This window comes from Nocardia sp. CA-129566, from assembly GCF_050956075.1.
Lineage (GTDB): Bacteria > Actinomycetota > Actinomycetes > Mycobacteriales > Mycobacteriaceae > Nocardia.
Genome location: NZ_CP192085.1, coordinates 4,046,798 through 4,064,951, shown reverse-complemented (window position 1 = coordinate 4,064,951; position 18,154 = coordinate 4,046,798). Strand labels below are relative to the sequence as shown.

Below are 18,154 nucleotides of genomic sequence, written 5' to 3'. Positions count from 1 at the left end.
TACTCTTCGTATTCTTTCGGGATACTCGAAGACCCTCATGGCGATACGGAATAAACCGCTGTCAACGGAACAGACTGCGCACACATACTCGTAGCATGGCCACGGTCATCACGAACAGCACGAGAAATATCACCGCTCGCGATACATCGTCGGAGTTACCGGCCATGCCGGTATAGGCTGCCTGGCCGTAAAAGAAGAAGCCGACATCGACCAGCACCAATACCAGCAGCGCCCACCACGTCCACACACGTGGGCGTTGTCCGTGGTTGATCCTGACTTTCTGATTGCCACCGTTGTTGGCGATGATGTTGCCGCCGTTGGATGCTACGTTGTGTTGGTTGTGTGGGGTGGGATTATTATTCGATCCCGGCGAGGGGTGCATTCATCATCTCCTGTGAGGCCAGTTGACCTCGACGGTCTGGTTTCCGTTGTTATTGGCAGTTATCGCGCTGCCACTCGTCGCGACATTGGTTTGGGTGTAGCCCGCGCCGGGATCGGCTGCGGGACTGCGGTCGTCCGACCGTTCAGCGACGGACGGAACCAGGCGTTCGATCAGGCCGTCCACGTCTGCCTCGAGCGTTTGATGGCTGATTTCCCAGAAATGCACGTGCGTTAGTTGGCGGATATCGGCAGGCAGTTTCTCCTCAGGCGGCACCGGGGTACCGTCCAGCAGCACCGGGATGACCGGTATTCCGCGTGCGAACGCAGTGCGGATTTCCATGCGCACCCAGTCGCGTTCATCATCTATGCGACGGCGGCCCAGCTCGTCGCGTACGTCGAGCCAGTGCGGTCCTATCACCGCCACCATCATGTCGCAGTCCGCGACAGCCTTGCGGATTCGGCGGGCGTAGAAGGAACCCAAACCCAAGGAGTCCTGGTCACGGAAGACACGCGTCCTCCCGAGGCGCTGCGCCATCCGCTTCGATATCTCCCTGACCGCATATACGCTGTCGACTATGCGGTAGCTCAGAAATATTTCCGTCAACGTAGACTCCTCATGGGACTTATTTCAGAACAGGTAACGCGCCATTCGGTACACCATTGATAGCAGAGCAGACCAATAATGCCGAACAGTTTCTTTATCCTCTCCTCGCGACCACCCTCCACTTCGATTACCACGTGGGCGCTACTCGTGTCGAAAACCAATACGACATGAGATTCAGCTAATAGCCTGCTGGCCAATATATCCGAGGGCGGGATGATCGGTAACAAATAGCCGGACACAATACCGCATACTTTCAATACATCGATACAGACGAGTCCGGTCGGTTTATTCCGCGACTATCGAGCGGATGCGCGAGCTGCCTCGGCTACCATGCTTCAGCGCCCATTCCGTGACAACAATTCTCCGGCGCCACGATCCCCTGACCGGCGACCAGTTTGCTGTGCGGCTCCGCCCGGGAACTCGATGGGCATGTGGGCGACCACTTTCCTCGACACCTCCAGTCTGCGAATCTCGGCGCTGCCTTCAGCATCCGTCGAGACACCATGCGGGCGAAAGAGGCTGCCCGTTGCCAACGCGAGTGGCAACAGGCAACTCGGTCGCTCAGCGTCCGGACAGCGCCGAGTCGAGAGCAGGCTGGATATCGCGCAGCGCGGACAGCCCGCGGTATCGGCCCATCGTGTCGATGAACTCACGCAGATCGATGCGGATGGTTTTCGAGTCGACGGAGCGGATGACGTCGAGCAACGGCTCGATCAGCGCACACGCCTGGTTCGGCTCACCGAGCGCGGCATACACCAATGCTTGCCGGGTGCCGAATCTGGCGCGAGCGCGGTCCGACTGCTCCGGGTTCTCCGACATCGCCCGGTCGAAGAGGACGGCGGCATGGTCGAGATTTCCCAAATCGTATTGGCACCATGCCTCGATGAGGGCCGGACGTTCATGCAGCGTCGACGGCCCAAGCTGTTGACTATCCGTCGAGCGATGTGCGGCGTCGTGAAAACCCGCAGCTCTGTCCAGCGCACGCATCGAACCCTTGTGATCCGAAGCCATGGCATAGCCCTGCGCCGCTCCCAGCGCGGCAAGCCAGCGGATGCGGGGATGGACGGCGTCGTCGGCGAGCACCATCTCAGCGAGAGTGGTCGTCGCCGAGGAATCGCCGCTGTAGAGGCTGACCATCGCCCTGCGGACGAGCGCGTAGCTGGTCATATGCCGGTCCCCGGCCTCGCCAGCGCGTCGGACCGCGAGATCGGTCCACTGCAAAGCACCTTGGTCGTCACCACATTCCTGAGCCATCCACCCCGCGAACTCCGCAGTGTGCGCGCTGTGCAGCAGCAGTTCCCGTCGTTGGCGGCCTGTCCGTTGCTCGGCGGTCGCGGACGCGGCGTGGTACTGCATGACCGCCATGGGCAAGACGATGCTGGGACTGCTTATCCGGCCGAGATGTCTCGTGTAATCGAACAAGGGGCCCAGGCAGGTGAGCACCTCGGCGGATCCGGTGGCCATCGACGGGAGGACAGTCACCGCCCTCATATGAAATTCCCCGATTCGGATCGTCCCGGAACCATCCGGATGCAATTCGATGGCCAAAGAGGTATCCGGGTCGAGATCTCGGTCTCCGTCCGGCTGCGGCGATGCGAATTCGAGCAGCTCCCCACCGGCGGATAGCGCATCGTCGCACACGCGCCGCAGCGACGCCGACGGCGGCCTGCGCCCGTTCTCGACCTTGCTCAGATAGCTCTTGCTGTAGTGCACCAACATGGCGAACTCGCGGAGGTTCAGCTTGCGTTCCAGTCGGCGCCTGCGCAGTTCTCTACCGAAATCCGCACTCCCCATGGCCATTTCCTCAGAACTCGTTGCCCTTCGACGCGTCCGCAAGACGCTTCCCTCGAGCCAGGTCCGATGACACCACCCACTATTGCTGAAAGTGTACCGGCCGGGGGCTTCACCGCATACGAAAACCGTACGCCGGGCGCCGGATCGGCACCAGTAGTCGTCCGTGCCGTCGAGGTGCGGCCGCACCGATACCCGACATACCGGACTAGGCTGATCATCCGGTATGCCGAAAGGAATTGGGGGACAGATGGATACAGATCATCGCGTCAAGCACCTCGAGATGCTGCAGTCGGTCATCGCACGCTTGAGTCAACAGTCGTTCACGGTGCGGGGGTGGTCGGTCACTCTCGTATCAGTGGTCCTCGCGATCGTCACCGCCCAGTCCCGCCCGAGTTCGGCATTGATTCTGCTGGCCATCGCCCCGACCTGGATCTTCTGGGGACTCGACGGCTACTACCTGAGTCTTGAACGCCGCTACCGCGCACTGTTCGTCGCTGCGGCACAGCAGCTGCGCGCTCCGGTACCGACCGGGCCGCGTCCGTTCGACATGATTCCCGATTCCGGACGGGCCTTTCGCGATTTCGCGCGGGCGATCCTGTCCCCCGGCGTTGCCGCGATTCCCGCTGTTCTGACCGCGCTGATAGTCGGCTACTGGATCGTCGCGACCTTTATGAGTTAGATACGGGTGCACCGCACCCCTCAACAGCGCGGGGCTTCACGCCGCGCACCCACGACGTCGGTATGTCGAAGATGGCAGCCGCGGTGTTCGCCGTGCTGTAGAACAGGCTTGGAGGTGATCGCGTGACCCGCCAACCCACTATTGACGACAAGTTCTCTTTCGGCCTATGGACGATCGGCTGGACGGGTACCGACCCGTTCGGTCTGCCGACCCGCCCGACGCTCGGACCGTGGGAGTATGCGGAACGCCTGTCCGAGCTCGGCGTGTGGGGAATTACCTTCCACGACAACGACGTATTCCCGTTCGATGCCGACGAGGCCACCAAGGAGCGTAACCTCGCACGCCTAAAAGACGCCACCGATCGCTGCGGTCTCACCATCGAGATGGTCACGACCAACACCTTCACCCACCCGGTCTTCAAGGATGGCGGGCTGACCGCGAACGACCGCTCGATCCGCCGCTTCGGACTGCGCAAAATCCTGCGCGCGGTGGATCTGGCCGCGCAGGTCGGCGCCACCACCTTCGTGATGTGGGGCGGACGCGAAGGTAGCGAGTACGACGGATCCAAGGACGTCTTCGCCGCGTTCGAACGCTACAAAGAGGGTTTGGACACGGTCGCCGGATACATCAAGTCACAAGGATACGACCTGCGAATCGCATTGGAGCCCAAGCCCAATGAGCCGCGCGGCGATATCTTCCTGCCCACCGTCGGGCACGCACTTGCCCTCATCGCCGAATTGGAGCACGGCGATATCGTTGGCCTCAATCCCGAAACCGGCCACGAGCAGATGGCCAACCTGAACTACACCCACGCCCTCGGCCAGGCATTGTGGAGCGGCAAACTGTTCCACATCGACCTCAACGGCCAACGTGGTCTCAAATACGACCAGGACCTGGTCTTCGGACACGGCGACCTCGTCTCCGCATTCTTCACCGTCGACCTACTCGAAAACGGTTTCCCCGCCTATCCAGAAGGACCGCGCTACACCGGACCACGGCATTTCGATTACAAACCCTCGCGCACCGAACATATGACCGGCGTGTGGGAATCGGCGAAGGCATGCATGGCGACCTATCTGATGCTCGCCGACAAGGCGCGCGCCTTTCGCGCCGACTCCCGGGTGCAGGAGGCGATGGCCTACTCCGGTGTCCTCGATCTGGCGCAGCCGACTCTCGGCGACGGGGAGTCGATCGAAGCATTCGTCTCAGGCGATGACGGTTTCGATCCGGACAAAGCCGCCGAACGCGACTTCGGTTTCGTCCGACTGCAACAGCTCGCACTCGAGCACCTGATCGGCTGAGGCGAACAGCGGGCCAGATTGGACCGGCCGGACGGATATCCCTCAGCGATACCCTGTCTCGGATGGCCGAAATCTGTTGTGCACCAACAATGATTTCGTATCTCATCGCCCCCGGCGGGGTCGCTACTTCTTGCGGCCGCGTAGGAGAAGGAACGCCATATATGCCGCACCGACGACCCCCAGCAGAGCCGCGATGCCGATACCGGTCAACAACGAATCCAGCATGACAATGAGTGTAAAACCTTGCGATGCCATCCGGTTGGTGTTCGCGCCGCAGCGTTGCAGCCCGGTCAACCGGTGATGACGAATCGGCCGAGTTGGGGTACCGCTTCGCCGGGGTGTTTGGCGTGGAAGCCTTCGCCGATGGCTTGCATTTTCCAATCCGTTCCTGCGCGAAAGACTTTCGCCATCGCCAGGGCGGTGAACGGCATTCCGCCGGTGAGACGGTAGCGGGCGAGTTCGGCGCTGGTGGTGTCGTCGATCAGACGGCAGAACGCGTTGGTGATCTGTTCGAAGGTTTGTCCTTGGTAGGAGGTGACGACGAACAGCAGAGTGGTGATATGGACCGGTACGCGGGTGAGGTCGACGAGGATGGTTTCGTCGTCGCCTTCGCCTTCGCCGGTGAGGTTGTCGCCCTGGTGGCGGATCGAGCCGTCCTTGGAACTGAGTTGCCCGTAGTAGGCGACGTCGGTCAGGTGAGCCTCGGCGAACATCGCCACCCAGGCATCGAGATCGATCTCGATGGCGCGGCCGCCGAAGAGCCCACCCTTCTTCACCGGGTCCCAGCCCAAACCCATCCGAATATTTGTGAGCGCGATGCCGCCGTCCTTGCGGAGTGTGACGCGTTGCCCCTTAGCGAGGCTGACCGGACGGTTCTTCGACAGCGTGACCTCACCGGCCGACTGCACCCCGCGCTGCGCGGGCGCGGGCCGGTCATGCGGACCGGGCGGGGCGGGCGGATATCCGGGGGTGGCGGGATATCCGGTCGGTGGCGGGTAGGTCGCCGCAGCCGGATACTGTGTTGGCTGCGGCGGAAGCTGTTGTGGCTGTGGCGGATACGGCGATGATCGGGTCGGGTAAGCCGCGGTGGTGGGCGGCGGGTAGTTCGATGACGGTGTCGGATAGGCGGCGGGTCGGGGGGCGTCGTCGACGGTGACGCCGTGGTCGGTGACCAGGGCGGCGAACCCGCCCGCGTAGCCTTGGCCGACCGCGCGGACCTTCCAGGTGCGGCCGCGCCGATACAGTTCGAGGGCGATGACGATGGATTCGGTGCGCAGGCCCTCGATCCGGTACTCGTACAACCGATTCCCCGCCCCGTCGGCAACAACCGCGGAGGGGACGGGCAGCCGCCCGAAGGTGCCGTTGGGGTCGTCGAGGGTGATCACCGCGCGGATCTGGTCGATATCGGCGGGCACCTGGTTCAGCGACACCGCCACCGCGGCCGCCTGTCCCGGTGTCGCCGGTTGCAGCCGCACACCAGGACCGGCGGGCTGGTTGAAGAACACGAAGTCGGCATCGGAGCGGACCTTGCCGCGTTCGGTGACCAACAGCGCCGACAAATCCGCTGGCGCGGCAACCTGCACGGAGATCACGACCTCGGAAGCGGCCAACGGGCCGTTCTGGCCCTTGACGAGCGTTGCGGACACGGACCCTTCTTTCAGGTGTCGATACTCCTGCCTGCCACTGTACGAGCCCCACCGCAACCCGCGCCGGCACCGCGCGGCGTGGCATCGAACATGGTTGGCGGCGCGTCGAATTCGATGAGCACTGGCGCAGTACGGGCTGCGTGTAGGCGCAAGATACCCCACGATGTCGCGATGGCGATGACCTCGAGCAGGTGCTGGTCGACGTCGTAATCAGGACCCCGCCGCAGAGAGTCGTCCGGGCCCGAGCGCCGACGGTGCCACGAGGCCGAACGTCAATGAATAGCTCGCCAGTAGCCATTGGAACTGGCCCGCGTCGGCGCGCAATGCCGCCCGAAGCGCGGGCACCGTGATACCGAGCACCGACGAGTCCAGGAGCGTGGCGAATCCGGCGCAGACGCAGACGAGAACTTCGAGCCGCGCGCGCACGGGTGTGGACCGCGGGCTCGGCAGAACGGCGGTCAGTGTGGGTCCCCCGCGTTCGAAGGCCGGTTGTTTTGCACGCAGCGTTCAATTCCCGTCGCCCACAGGGTATTTCCCCTGGCTCGAGCTGATCGCAACCGTTGACTTACCTCGCCGACCGGGGCGACAGGGCATCCGAAGCTACGCAGCGCACAGGTGATCGGGGAATTCGGATCCCTGGTCGCCGAACTGGCGCACGCATGCATGCGGGACGGCTTCATCGTGCATCGGTTCGGCTACGGCCGTTTGGTCGACGAGCCGCCGAGTGTGACCGCACTGTTGGTGCGAGGCCTGAAACCCATTCGGCAGGAACGGGGTTGGAGCCACGCCCAGCTCGGCCGGCTCATCGGCATCTCGGGTAGTGCGATCTCCCAGGCCGGACGCGGCCAGCACGCATTGTCGTTCGGTCGTCCTCGGCTCGGACCGCCGATTCTGCACTGTACTTCAGAAGTTCGATGCGATCGGGTCGATTCTAGAGCTTTCATTCAATCCTGTTGGGCACCGATACTTTCCGGCATGCACGCAGCGCAGACCGACAGCCGGGTCACGCCCTCCAACGCCGATTCGATTGTCGGCAGCGGAGAAGCCGTCGCCACCCGACTCGAGCGCATCGCCGATGAATCGGGCGCCGACAGGTTAAACCTGTCCGCGGCCGTGCAGTACGAGAGCTACCGCGACCTCGCCGACCATGTGATCCCTGTGCTGCGCGAACGGGGCCGAGTTCGCGAACACGTCCCCGGACGGACATTGCGCGAGTCGCTGTTCGAAACATCGAGTCCACTGCTACCCGCCGACCATCCCGGTGCCCGCTTCCGCGGCGCATTCGCCGGTGCACCCTCGTCCGCACCGACCCTGCTCTGATCATGGGTGCGGTAGTGATCACCGGTGGGACGGACGGAATCGGCCGAGCGCTGGCAACGGTGTACCTGCGCCGCGGGCACGATGTGCTCGTCGTCGGTCGAAGCACACGCAAGGGACAGGAATTCATAACTGCCGCGACCGATCTCGGTGCCGGAGACCGCGCCCACTACGTCACTGCTGATCTCAGTCGGATCGGTGAGAACCAGCGCTTGATCCAGGCGGTGACCACTGCCTTCCCGGTTGTCGACGTGCTCGTGCTCGGTGCGCGATATCACCGATCGACGCGGACGGTGACCAGCGATGGCTTCGAGACCAACTTCGCGCTGTTCTACCTGAGTCGATTCCTGCTCAGCCATGGGTTGGTCGACCCGCTGAATCGGGCCGAGAATCCAGTGATTCTGAACTTCGGCGGTGCGGGACAGACCGGGCCGGTGCGGTGGGATGATCTGCAACTCGAACACCGATACCACGGCGTCGACGCGATGGGACACAGCGCGCGGCTCAACGACCTGCTCGGGGTCAGCTTCACCACCATTCATGAGGACAGCCCGATCCGATACGTGCTGAACCACCCCGGTGTGGTGGTCACCAGCTTCGCCGGTGAATACGACGCTGTCACAGCAGCACAGGTGGCGCATCTGAAGCAGGTGGGAAAGACCGTGGCCGACAGCGTCGCCCAGATCCTGCCCTACCTCGACCCGCCCGGCACCGGCCGACTGACCGCGGTCCTGGAAGGCGTGCGAGTTCCGCTGGAACCCAGCATCTTCGACCACGGCGCAGCGGCGCGCCTGCACGAGGTCACCGAACGGCTACTCGTGAAGCCGCGTGATCAGCTCGAATTCATCGGGCGCACAGCACATCCAGCGTGAGGGGACCCTGGTTCATAACCAAGTGCCGCTGAATGGCGTTGTATCCGTGGCGAATAGTGCGTCGGCGACGGTGACAGCATCGGGGCGCTGCTCCGTGACGCGTCAGCGAACATCAGTTGCCGCCAGGTCGCACCGTCGAGATACACCGCGGCGAGGGGCGCGACATGCGCGGAGCGGACACAACGAAGGTGACGAGCTGATCATGGACCGCAGCCTGACCGCGGGTAAAGCCAGTGTGATCCCTTGCCCGAAAGTACATTCCACCGCGCAATCAATTCGGCATACGGCGAGTGATCGCTGAGATTGACCGGCGCCCGTACAGGCCGCACCCTTACACGGTGTGGGCGCTAGGAAGAGAACCATATGCCGGTACCGGCAAGCACGGCCGCGCGCGCTCTCCGGCCGGGCGGCCCAGCCTGGCGCAGCCCCTCTCAGCTCTCGCTGAGCTGCAACGGTCCGCCGGCAACCGTGCCGTCACCGGGGTGCTCACTCAGGTGCAGCGCCAGCACCTTGACCTGCCGAATGGGCAGGTAGGCGCAGTATCCGGGCCTCGCGCGAATCAGCTGGAGAACGTGCTGGTGGTGCTGGACCGGCTGCATGCGCTGTGGAGCATCGGCTCCGGCGATTATGGCGACGAGCGCCGTGACCTGGCCGGCGTCCCAGCGGGACAAAGCGTGGATCAGGGACGCATCGGCCGCACCATCGCCGCGATCCGGCGCAATGAAGAGCCCACTATCGCCCCCGCGGTAGCTCAGCATTTCCTCAACATCATCCTCAGCGCGGCGATTGGGCCGGGCCAGCCGAACACCGCGGCCGATATCACCGCACTGCAACGTTTCTTCCGGGCCCGCGACGTACTTCCCGGCACAGTCCTGACCGCTGAGCAAGTCGCCAGCAACGGAGTGGACCTGTCCACCATCCCGCGGACCCGCGCTGCGCTCATCGACACCAAGAAAGCGATCGCCCGGGGCGTCCTCGGCTGGCTGCCAGTACATACCGCCGAAGGCGAGCTCGGCGGCGACAAGTTCGGCGGCCAAACCTTTCGCTTTGTCCGGCCGGAGCACGAAATCGACCGAACGAACGCCGCATTCGGCCAGTACTCAATATTCGTGCCACGCGGCGCGGGCACCGCGAACAATGTCCGGCTGCATTTCTCAGCCGGCGGGGTGCTCGGCTCCGGCGGAACCAACGCTGTACTGCAACACGGTCTGCGCAGTGCGTCGGACGGCTCCGGATGGATAACCATCGCTATCCCCGGCATCGACAACACCACCGCAAACACCATTACGATGGCCGAAATTCAGGCATGCCTGGACAAGATCGGGCGGCCCACCCGGGTAGACGCGCTCATGCTCACCGCACACAGCCGCGGCGTACTGAGCCTTTCGGCGACGCTTCGTGCGGGAGCCATCCCCGGGGCGCTAGTGCAACAGGTGGTGCTCTACGACGAAACCGCTGGGGCCGCCGCGGCCATCCGCGCCGCCGGCATACCCCCCGACCGGGTGACAATGTATGCGGTCAACTCCAAGAAAGATCTAGACCTGCCCGGATCACACACCATCAGCCTGCGCGGCATCGGGCCATACTTGCGCGCCATCGGATTCTTGCGAATTATCGAAAGTGCCCGGACCACCCGCCCAGACGTAGTGATTCCTGGATACATCCAATCGCAACTGATCCCGCTCCCATCGCTGGGCGCATTCAGCACCCGGACCCCAGCACCTTCCGGCAAGCAGAGCATCACCGCGTTCTGCCGCACGAATCAGGTTGCGCTGCAAGCCATCATCGACCAGGCACAGGGCAATCACGGGCTGCAATACTTTATTGAACAGCATGACCTGGCCCGCTTCGGCCAGCGCCTCGACCGCCGCAACCGGGCGCTGCCACCGGGCCAGATGATCGCCCCCGGGATCTACTCCCACCACCTATTCGTCACCGAACTCGCCCACGAAGCGACGGACTGACGGGCCAGTGTTCCTGCCCAAGGTGTGCGTGTTGTTAACCAGCCGCATCTGTCAGCGCTCAGCTGAAAGATTGCCGTCGAACGCTGCCTGCCGCTGAAATCCGGTCGTGTCATGCCCGGCCGCGCGATGCCCACCTCGCACCATGTTCGGCTGCTGGCCACCAATTCGCCCTGTCCCGCCGACCTCGAGCAACAGCTCGACCTCGCACGGGCGCGGCGCGGCGTGTGAGCACTCTTCGGCTTCATCGAAGTCGCCCCGCATCAAACCGAGCAGGTAACGGCCGAATTCGACCCCGAACCCGATGGAACCGATCCGGTCGGTGCTGCGTCGAATGTTCATGGGGGTCAAACCGGCCCCGCTGGACACCGCCGGGAAGCACACAGGGAACGGGCCACCCGCATTGGGGATGATCGCCGTCGGCGCCAGCACAGGATGCAAAGGAGCACGACCGTGCCAGAACGACCCGCGACGGACTTTCTCGATCGACTCGCCGAGATCGCGGACCGTCATCCGGACCGTCCGGCTTTCGTCGTCGCCCAATCCGATCACCGCGAGCAGACCCTGACGTTTGCCGGACTACGTGCCGACTGGCTCGAGCTCGCATCCCGGTTGACCGCATACGGTTTGGGCTCCGGCGACGTTCTGGTGATCACCCTGCGCAACCACATCCACTATCTGAGTCTCATCTTCGGTGCTTGGCAAGCCGGTATCGCGGCGCCGCCGATCAGCCCGGTCCTGGCACCGGCCGATCGTGACGCCCTGCTGCAGGTGGTGCAGGCCGAGCTGGGCCGACCGGTGGTTGTCGACACGGTGCCGCACGAATCCTATGACAGCGTGGTTGTGCACGCCGACCAGCCCATATCGTTCGTACCCGCGGAGAATCCCACGGCAACAACCGATTCCGATCGACCCGACCACGAACTCGGCTACCTCTAGATGACCTCGGGCGGCTCGACCGGACGGCCGAAGATCATGCCCTTTCCGCTGCGCTGGGCGGGCAACCGGCGCATGCCCTATCGCAGCGCCGGTCTGCCCGACGACGACAAAAGGCAGAACGTCGGTGCGGCCACCCGGCTGATCTGCGGCAACCTCTACCACACCGGAAACCTCGCGCCTGCCACGCATGTGTTGCTGACCGGCTCCGCGGTAATCACCATGCACGACTTCGACGCCGCGCACACCGTCGAACTGCTGCACCATCATTCGGTGTACTCGCTGGCCCTGGCACCCGGCCACATGATGGCGATACTGACCTTGCCGGATCTGGATCGGAATGTGTTCCGGTCGCTGGCCCGGGTCACCCACGGCGCCGCGCCCTGCCCCCGTTGGGTCAAGCTCGGCTGGATCGATCTGGTTGGCGCGGAACGGCTTTTCGAGATCTACTACAGTTCCGAACTGAGCGGGGCGGGGCGACCGATTATCGTCAATGGCACCGAATGGCTGGCGAAACCGGGAACCGTCGGGCGCGGTGAGGGTATCCGCATCCTCGACGAGAACGGCGAGGATGCGCCGCCCGGTGTGATCGGCGAGATTCACGCTGCCGAAGAATTCGGTCGCGCACACGATTACGTCGGCACGCAACGCCTGCGCCGCGCGGACGGGAATGGCTACGTCAGCGTCGCCGACCTCGGCTGGCTCGATGAGGACGGCTATCTTTTCCTCGTCGACCGCATGTCCGAGACGATCCGGATCGACGGCGCGACCGTTCATCCCGGCGCCGTCGAAGCAGTCATCGCCGAGCTGCCGCAGGTCGCCGATGTCGCCGTGGTCGGCCTGCACGACGAGCGCGGCAAACCCTACCTGCATGCCCTTGGATGCCCCGGCCGGAGGCCCCGGAGACGCCCGCGTTGTCAGTTCACCAATTCGTCGAGCGTAGGACCACGGTCCGGAATTCGATGCCACCACCACGGAGCCGAGGACAGTTCGCCATCCGTGAACCGTTCCATCAGGCCGTCGTCATCAGCGACAGTTATCGAACGGTACTGCCGATCGTACTTTTCGGTGGTGGCAACTACCTTGCCGCGCAACGGTTCCGGAAGCCGGTCGATGCACCCCGCGAGGAAGTCGCGCATCGACATCGCCGCCACGAGATCGTATCCACCCCAAATGCTGCGATCATCAGCACTTTTGAAGCGATCACGGTCGATCTTGTCGACGTGCAATGCCCAACTGATGACCAGGTCGCGGGTGCTGAAGGATCGATGGGGATTCACCTCGTGACGGCAGGACTCCAGCTCGATCGTTTCCCCCTCCGTGAAGATGGATCGTATCGATGCTTCGAGCTCGCCTGCCATAGATCACCTGCTGGGGTAGTAGGTCGTGGATTTCCACGGGACATCGCGGTTTATGATGACTCGAACGCCATTGTAGTCATACCGCACCGAATTGCCGCTGCCCGGTGAAGTCCTACCATTCTTCAAGGCTTCCTCGATTTCGTTGAGCGACGGGCGCCCCATTGCCGGATTATCGTCGCCCGCATGGCCGCGGGCAAATTCTGCCAGCTCTTCGATCGAGTATCCGGTACCTTCGAAATTGTAAGCCGGATCGTTTTCATCGATTTCGTCGTCAGCCGCCTCATCCATGAAGACCTTCATCGCGATGATTGCGGCCAGTTTGGTACCTTCTTGGACGAGGTCGACGCCCTTGAAGGCGGTGACCGCCGCAGCTGTGGCGCCCGTTACCGCGGCGGCGGCACCGATGATCTTGACGAGTTTGCTCGTGTCCCAGGCACCTTTGAGCACCCTGGCGGTGTTACCGGCGATCGCTACGACACCGAGGCCTGCCGCGACGTCGCTGAGAGCGGCGGTGATCCAGGTGGCCGCGACGCCGATCACCACGGTCGTGCCCGCGGCGATCAGAGCGTTCGTCACCGCGTCCTTGAACTTGGAACGTACCTCGGAGGTCGCGATGCTGTACTCCCCGACAGGCGCGGCGATGTTCACGGTTGCGGCAGCGAGCTGTGTCGCAGCGCCCTTGGCGGTGGTGAGGTGGCCGAGCAGACCGTCCAAGCCGCCTCTGTCGTCCTTGATCAAGCCGAACATGTCGATGATCTCGCTGATCCGAGCCGGTGCGCCGGTGATGGTGGCGTGCTCGGAGAAGGTCTTCCATGTGGATGCGGCCTTCTCGAGCCTGTCCTTGTTGCCGTTGGGCAGGCCGTGACCGAACTCTTCCTGGATCTTCCCGACCAAGGCGTCGTAGAAGCCAGGGACACTGCTGTCGCCCTCGGTGACCCCGTTGCCATTCCCGCCGATCGAGGACGGAATCGACACCTTGTACTCCGACATCGCCACCACCTTGGGGCGATTGGGCATCGGTTTTGATTTGTTCGAATGCGCCCAGTTGTAACCGGCCGCATAGAGCATGTAGCCCAAATTCGTCAGTGCATCCGCCAGGTTCGTGCACGTCTGCATCGTAGTTTGGGCGGCGGTGTCGTATGCCTCCCCCCATTGCTTGCACCCTGCCGCGTCGCCCGCCATGCCCGAGCATTCGCCCTTGACTGCGTCGTGGACCGGTTTGTCCGCCGCACGGAGATCGGTGGCAAGTGCGTGGCATTTCTTGGCAGCTTCGTAATAGACCTGCCAGTCGATAACCAGCTCACCCATGGTTCATCCCTGATTGAACATTTTGTAGTTGGTGGCGACGGCCTGGGTGTATCGCGTATGCGCCGCCCTGGCCGCAGCGCTCATCTCACGCACTCCCTCGACGAATTCGCGCGCACCGATCGCCCATTGGATGTGTGCCTCGTAATACGCCTGGGCAGCAGCACCTTCCCAGCCGGTGCCGGTCAAGGTCGCGACGCGGTCGTCGATTTCGTCGAGGTGATCCTCGACGTACCCGGCCAAGCCCGCCAGGCGTGCCACGATCTCGTCGAGATGATCCAGATCGACAGTGAACTCTGAACTCACGGCAGATCCAGACTCGATCCATTCAATGCGGCACCGGTGCGGTCGTCGCGCGCTTCATAGGTGTCCGCGGTGACTCCGAGCTTCTCCGCCATGCCGGTCAGAGCGGTCAGGATCTTGGCGCCACCGTCGCGGACATCGGTCCAGCCTTCGGAGAATTCCGTGGCCGCGTCACCGGTCCAGCTTCCATCGGTCAGGGATACGACATCCCTGCCAGCGGAATCCAGTGCATTGCGAAGCGCCTCGGCCAACTCGTAGACGTATTTGCCGACTTCACGCACCTTCTCGGGCACCACCGAAAGGTTCTGACCAGAAGCAGGCGTCCCCCCATCGCTCATGTTCGAATACTAGCCGACGGCAAGGGCGAACAACGACGAGGCGATACCGGCAGGGCAACGTCCGCAACCGCCGCGGTCATGATCGCCGAATCCGCCGCCGCGCTGACAACCACCTGGACAACCCGGCGACGCGACGATGGCAGACGAGCCGGATACGGGACTACATCCCGGTCAGGCGGCCGGCGAAGACCGCATGGGCGGGCATCGTCGAACAGTACGAAACGCACCTGCTCGACGGCGGTGTCGGCGGAGGCCACCGTCAATACCGCGATGCGGGCGTTTCCGAATTGGCAAGCGCTGGAAGTCAGTCCATCCGCCGGGCGGGCGTGGTGGTGAGTTCATCAGCTGTCACTGTGACCACGAGGATCATTACTGTCATGAGGAAAATGACACGCAACCGATGAAGACAAACGCAGTCCAAGGTTTCCGCAGCTCCGCCAACCCTTCCCGGACGCAATTCCGCCTCATACCGCATCCCCGCATTGATCTTCCCAGCGATGGGGAGGTGGTAATTTTCGAGGCGGCTGACTCGACAGCGCTTGACCGGCCCTTGATCAAGATCAGGAGGGATCGAGTGTCGGAGTACGAACTCGTGCCAGCGAAGAAGCCCGAGCTGGTTTCGGTGATCATTCCTGTGTTCAATAGTCTCCCGTTGCTCGATGAACAGCTGGAAGGTCTTGCCGCGCAAGACTATGCGGAACCATTCGAGGTGATCCTCAGCGACAACGGCTCCACCGATGGTTTGCCCGAGCATCTCGAAGGACACCCGCTGGCCGAACGGCTGCGTTTGCGCCGTGTCGACAGTTCCGATCGCGCTGGTGCGCCGCACGCCCGCAATGTCGGCGCTGCAGCCGCAGATGGCGATTACCTGGCTTTCACCGATCAGGACGATCGGGTCCATCCGGGATGGCTGAGCGCACTGGTCGAGGCTGCCGCGAACTTCGACGCGGTCGGCGGTCCGATCGAGGTCGTCTCCCTGAACAGTCCGAAGGTGGCCAAATGGCGACCATCGCCGCCACCGGAGGGACGCTTCCCCTCACATTATTTGTACTGGGCGCACGGCAACAACATAAGCATGTGGCGGACCACCTTCGAGAAGGTCGGTGGATTCGACGAGGCCATGCTCTGCGGTGACGACCTCGACATATCGTGGACGATTCAGGAGGCCGGAATGACGCTCGGGCACGCACCGGGCGCCATGGTAGCTTATCGGCTGCGGCCGACACTGCGGGAGACGTGGCATCAGTCCGTCGGCTATGGTCGCACTCAAGTCGACGTGTATTCCAAACATCGACCGAACGGCTGCCCGCCGTATCCGTTGCGCGCGACATTGATAACTGTCGCGGTCGTGCTGTTTTGTAATCCAGCTTTCGTATTCATGCGCAGATGGGTTCCGTCTGGACTGTGGATGCTGCACACCGGAGTGCTGGCAGGCCGCATCCGAGGATGCTTGCGGCTGCGCACTTTCGATTACCTGTAGTGCTACGCGAACGCCCTGGTCGCAACACCGGTGCGGATCCGGCTCGTGCGGCAGTGGCTGCAAGTGCGGATCACGTCGGGGTTTTTCGCTTTGACAAGATTCCTTGGAGAATATCGGATGTCGTTGTCACGTCGAGGGTTTATGGCGGCGGCCGCGTTGGGCGCTGCCGCGAGTGCGACCGGTGGGTTCGCGGCGCATGCCGAACCGCACGCGGTGGCGCCCGGTGAACTGGACTATCAGCGGCTGACCCTACGGGGATACAACCGGCGATTCGTGGCGCAACCGAAGCGGATTCACATCCCTTCCGACACTGGCGAGTTGCGGGACGCGGTGGCACGGTCGGTGCGGGATGATCTGCGCCTCGCGATCCGCTCGGGTGGGCACTGCTTCGACGATTTCGTCGACAGTACCGACACGCGAAGTCTGATCGATCTACAGCGGCTGAACACTGTCGGTTGGGACGAGCAGCACAACGCGTTCTCGGTCGGTGCGGGCGCCGATCTGGACGCCGTCTACCGTGGGCTGTCTCGGTGGGGTGTGACAATTCCCGGCGGCATATGCCGGGCCGTCGGTGTGGGCGGGCACATCAGCGGCGGGGGCTACGGACCTTTGTCGAGGCAGTTCGGTCTGGTCGCCGACCACTTGTACGGGGTGGAGATCGTCACAGTCGACGCCCGGGGAGAGTCCTCGCTGATGGTCGCGACGAAAGATGGCCCGCATCGAGATCTGTGGTGGGCGAACACCGGTGGCGGCGGCGGCAATTTCGGCGTGGTGTCCCGATTTCTGTTGCGCTCACCGGATTCCGACGGGACCGATCCGACGCTTGCGCTCCCACGCCGGCCCGACAGTGTGCTCGTCGGGCGGCTGTTGCTGCCAATGCCGATGGTCACCGAGGAATCCTTCGTGCGGTTTCTCGGCAACTACCTCGACTTCTATGCCCGATATCGCGAACCCGGGAACCGATTCGCCGGATTGTACGCGCGGCTCATCTTTCGGCCACTCATCGAAGGCTTCGCCGACCTGCTGATCTTCTCCTACGGACCGGCGCGCGACGCCCAGTCCCAGCTCGACGAATTCCTTGCGACAGTCACCGACGGGGTCACGCCCGCACCCGTGTTGCTGCCACCCGCCCGGCTCAGCTATGCCGACAGCATCGAGCAGTACTATGCGCCGCCGACGAACCCGTCTCGGGTCAAGATCAAGGCCGCCATGCTGCGCCAACCGTATTCACCCGAGCAGCTACGAATCCTCTACCGCGCGCTCATCGGCCTGACCGTGAACGGTGAATCCTTCGTGGAGTTCGCACCATTCGGCGGCGCGATCAACGCCACCGCACCCGACGCCACCGCCATGCCCGCCCGAGATTCATTCATGAAGATGCTCATCCATGCCACCTGGCGAGATCCCGGTGACGACGACCGGTTCATCTCCTGGGCACGAACCACCTACGGAAATATCTACGCCGACACCGGCGCGGCCCCGGTACCCGACGACCGAAACGGCGGCAGCTACATCAACTACCCGGATCCTGACCTCGCGGACCCCGTATGGAATACGTCGACCACACCCTGGCACGCCCTCTACTACGGAGCCAACTACACACGGCTCCAACGCATCAAAGCAGAGTGGGACCCCAAAAATATATTCAGGCACAGGCTTTCGATCGAACCTCATTGATCCGGGAAAATACGCATCTGTCCGGAGGCCGGCCAGCGGGTCGCCGCCGCGGCCAAGGAGATCGAGCGCGCCGACCTGCGTTGGCGACATTTGTGACGACACCGTCGTCGCCGAGGCGATTTCACAGACCATCGAGCCGTTCGCCATACTGCGCCGCTAGTGGCACGGAGGCTACGCCTCAGACCAGTGAGCGCCCCGC

At 63.3% G+C, this 18,154-nt stretch carries 18 protein-coding genes; 9 read left to right on the top strand and 9 right to left on the bottom strand.

What is annotated here, in order from left to right:
• Positions 1–61 precede the first annotated feature (61 nt).
• The 3 genes from ACQP0C_RS17680 to ACQP0C_RS17670 form a co-directional block, all read right to left on the bottom strand.
• Positions 62–382: a hypothetical protein gene (locus ACQP0C_RS17680; protein ID WP_433733973.1), complete on the bottom strand. Its 321-nt coding sequence runs from the start codon at positions 380–382 to the stop codon at positions 62–64.
• Positions 383–385: 3 nt separating this feature from the next.
• Positions 386–985, bottom strand: coding sequence for a toll/interleukin-1 receptor domain-containing protein (locus tag ACQP0C_RS17675; protein WP_433733972.1), 600 nt, complete (start codon positions 983–985; stop codon positions 386–388).
• Between the two features lie 561 nt (positions 986–1,546).
• On the bottom strand, positions 1,547–2,779 hold the full coding sequence (locus ACQP0C_RS17670) for a helix-turn-helix domain-containing protein (protein WP_433733971.1): 1,233 nt from the start codon (positions 2,777–2,779) through the stop codon (positions 1,547–1,549).
• Positions 2,780–3,026: 247 nt separating this feature from the next.
• Between ACQP0C_RS17670 and ACQP0C_RS17665 the strand changes: the two genes are divergently transcribed.
• Entirely contained in the window at positions 3,027–3,458 is a 432-nt protein-coding gene (locus ACQP0C_RS17665; protein WP_433733970.1) for a hypothetical protein, read from the top strand.
• 122 nt (positions 3,459–3,580) lie between these two features.
• Positions 3,581–4,759 carry a xylose isomerase gene (gene xylA, locus ACQP0C_RS17660; protein ID WP_433733969.1) on the top strand — a complete coding sequence of 393 codons (1,179 nt, stop codon included), beginning with the start codon at positions 3,581–3,583 and terminating at the stop codon, positions 4,757–4,759.
• A gap of 290 nt (positions 4,760–5,049) precedes the next feature.
• Here the strand turns inward: xylA and ACQP0C_RS17655 are convergent, their stop codons facing one another.
• Together ACQP0C_RS17655 and ACQP0C_RS17650 are read right to left on the bottom strand one after the other, a co-directional pair.
• Positions 5,050–6,405: a TerD family protein gene (locus ACQP0C_RS17655; RefSeq protein WP_433733968.1), complete on the bottom strand. Its 1,356-nt coding sequence runs from the start codon at positions 6,403–6,405 to the stop codon at positions 5,050–5,052.
• A gap of 210 nt (positions 6,406–6,615) precedes the next feature.
• A complete protein-coding gene (locus tag ACQP0C_RS17650) occupies positions 6,616–6,831 on the bottom strand; it encodes a hypothetical protein (protein ID WP_433733967.1) in 216 nt (71 codons plus the stop codon).
• A 549-nt stretch (positions 6,832–7,380) separates the two neighbouring features.
• Between ACQP0C_RS17650 and ACQP0C_RS17645 the strand changes: the two genes are divergently transcribed.
• The 3 genes from ACQP0C_RS17645 (at position 7,381) to ACQP0C_RS17635 (ending at position 10,558) form a co-directional block, all read left to right on the top strand.
• On the top strand, positions 7,381–7,725 hold the full coding sequence (locus ACQP0C_RS17645; RefSeq protein WP_433733966.1) for a hypothetical protein: 345 nt from the start codon (positions 7,381–7,383) through the stop codon (positions 7,723–7,725).
• Positions 7,726–7,727: 2 nt separating this feature from the next.
• Positions 7,728–8,594, top strand: a complete 867-nt coding sequence (locus ACQP0C_RS17640; RefSeq protein ID WP_433733965.1) for an SDR family NAD(P)-dependent oxidoreductase — start codon at positions 7,728–7,730, stop codon at positions 8,592–8,594.
• A gap of 482 nt (positions 8,595–9,076) precedes the next feature.
• Complete coding sequence (locus ACQP0C_RS17635; protein ID WP_433733964.1) at positions 9,077–10,558, top strand: hypothetical protein; 1,482 nt, start codon at positions 9,077–9,079, stop codon at positions 10,556–10,558.
• Between the two features lie 51 nt (positions 10,559–10,609).
• Here ACQP0C_RS17635 and ACQP0C_RS17630 read toward each other — a convergent pair whose 3' ends face one another.
• Positions 10,610–10,987: a hypothetical protein gene (locus ACQP0C_RS17630; RefSeq protein WP_433733963.1), complete on the bottom strand. Its 378-nt coding sequence runs from the start codon at positions 10,985–10,987 to the stop codon at positions 10,610–10,612.
• A gap of 21 nt (positions 10,988–11,008) precedes the next feature.
• Here ACQP0C_RS17630 and ACQP0C_RS17625 point away from each other — a divergent pair, with 21 nt between their 5' ends.
• Together ACQP0C_RS17625 and ACQP0C_RS17620 are read left to right on the top strand one after the other, a co-directional pair.
• A complete protein-coding gene (locus ACQP0C_RS17625) occupies positions 11,009–11,494 on the top strand; it encodes an AMP-binding protein (RefSeq protein WP_433733962.1) in 486 nt (161 codons plus the stop codon).
• Positions 11,495–12,778, top strand: coding sequence for an AMP-binding protein (locus ACQP0C_RS17620; RefSeq protein ID WP_433733961.1), 1,284 nt, complete (start codon positions 11,495–11,497; stop codon positions 12,776–12,778).
• Positions 12,779–12,855: 77 nt separating this feature from the next.
• Here the strand turns inward: ACQP0C_RS17620 and ACQP0C_RS17615 are convergent, their stop codons facing one another.
• From ACQP0C_RS17615 to ACQP0C_RS17605, 3 genes are read right to left on the bottom strand one after another with little or no spacing between them, the layout of a single operon-like run.
• Positions 12,856–14,160, bottom strand: coding sequence for a hypothetical protein (locus ACQP0C_RS17615; protein WP_433733960.1), 1,305 nt, complete (start codon positions 14,158–14,160; stop codon positions 12,856–12,858).
• Positions 14,161–14,163: 3 nt separating this feature from the next.
• Positions 14,164–14,463 (bottom strand): WXG100 family type VII secretion target, encoded by a 300-nt coding sequence (locus tag ACQP0C_RS17610; RefSeq protein ID WP_433733959.1) that lies wholly within the window; start codon positions 14,461–14,463, stop codon positions 14,164–14,166.
• Positions 14,460–14,798: an ESX-1 secretion-associated protein gene (locus ACQP0C_RS17605; RefSeq protein WP_433733958.1), complete on the bottom strand. Its 339-nt coding sequence runs from the start codon at positions 14,796–14,798 to the stop codon at positions 14,460–14,462. Before ACQP0C_RS17605 ends, ACQP0C_RS17610 begins: the two co-directional genes overlap by 4 nt.
• 136 nt (positions 14,799–14,934) lie before the next feature.
• Here ACQP0C_RS17605 and ACQP0C_RS17600 point away from each other — a divergent pair, with 136 nt between their 5' ends.
• Positions 14,935–16,278, top strand: coding sequence for a glycosyltransferase (locus tag ACQP0C_RS17600; RefSeq protein WP_433733957.1), 1,344 nt, complete (start codon positions 14,935–14,937; stop codon positions 16,276–16,278).
• 117 nt (positions 16,279–16,395) lie between these two features.
• Complete coding sequence (locus tag ACQP0C_RS17595) at positions 16,396–17,955, top strand: BBE domain-containing protein (RefSeq protein ID WP_433733956.1); 1,560 nt, start codon at positions 16,396–16,398, stop codon at positions 17,953–17,955.
• Positions 17,956–18,154 lie beyond the last annotated feature (199 nt).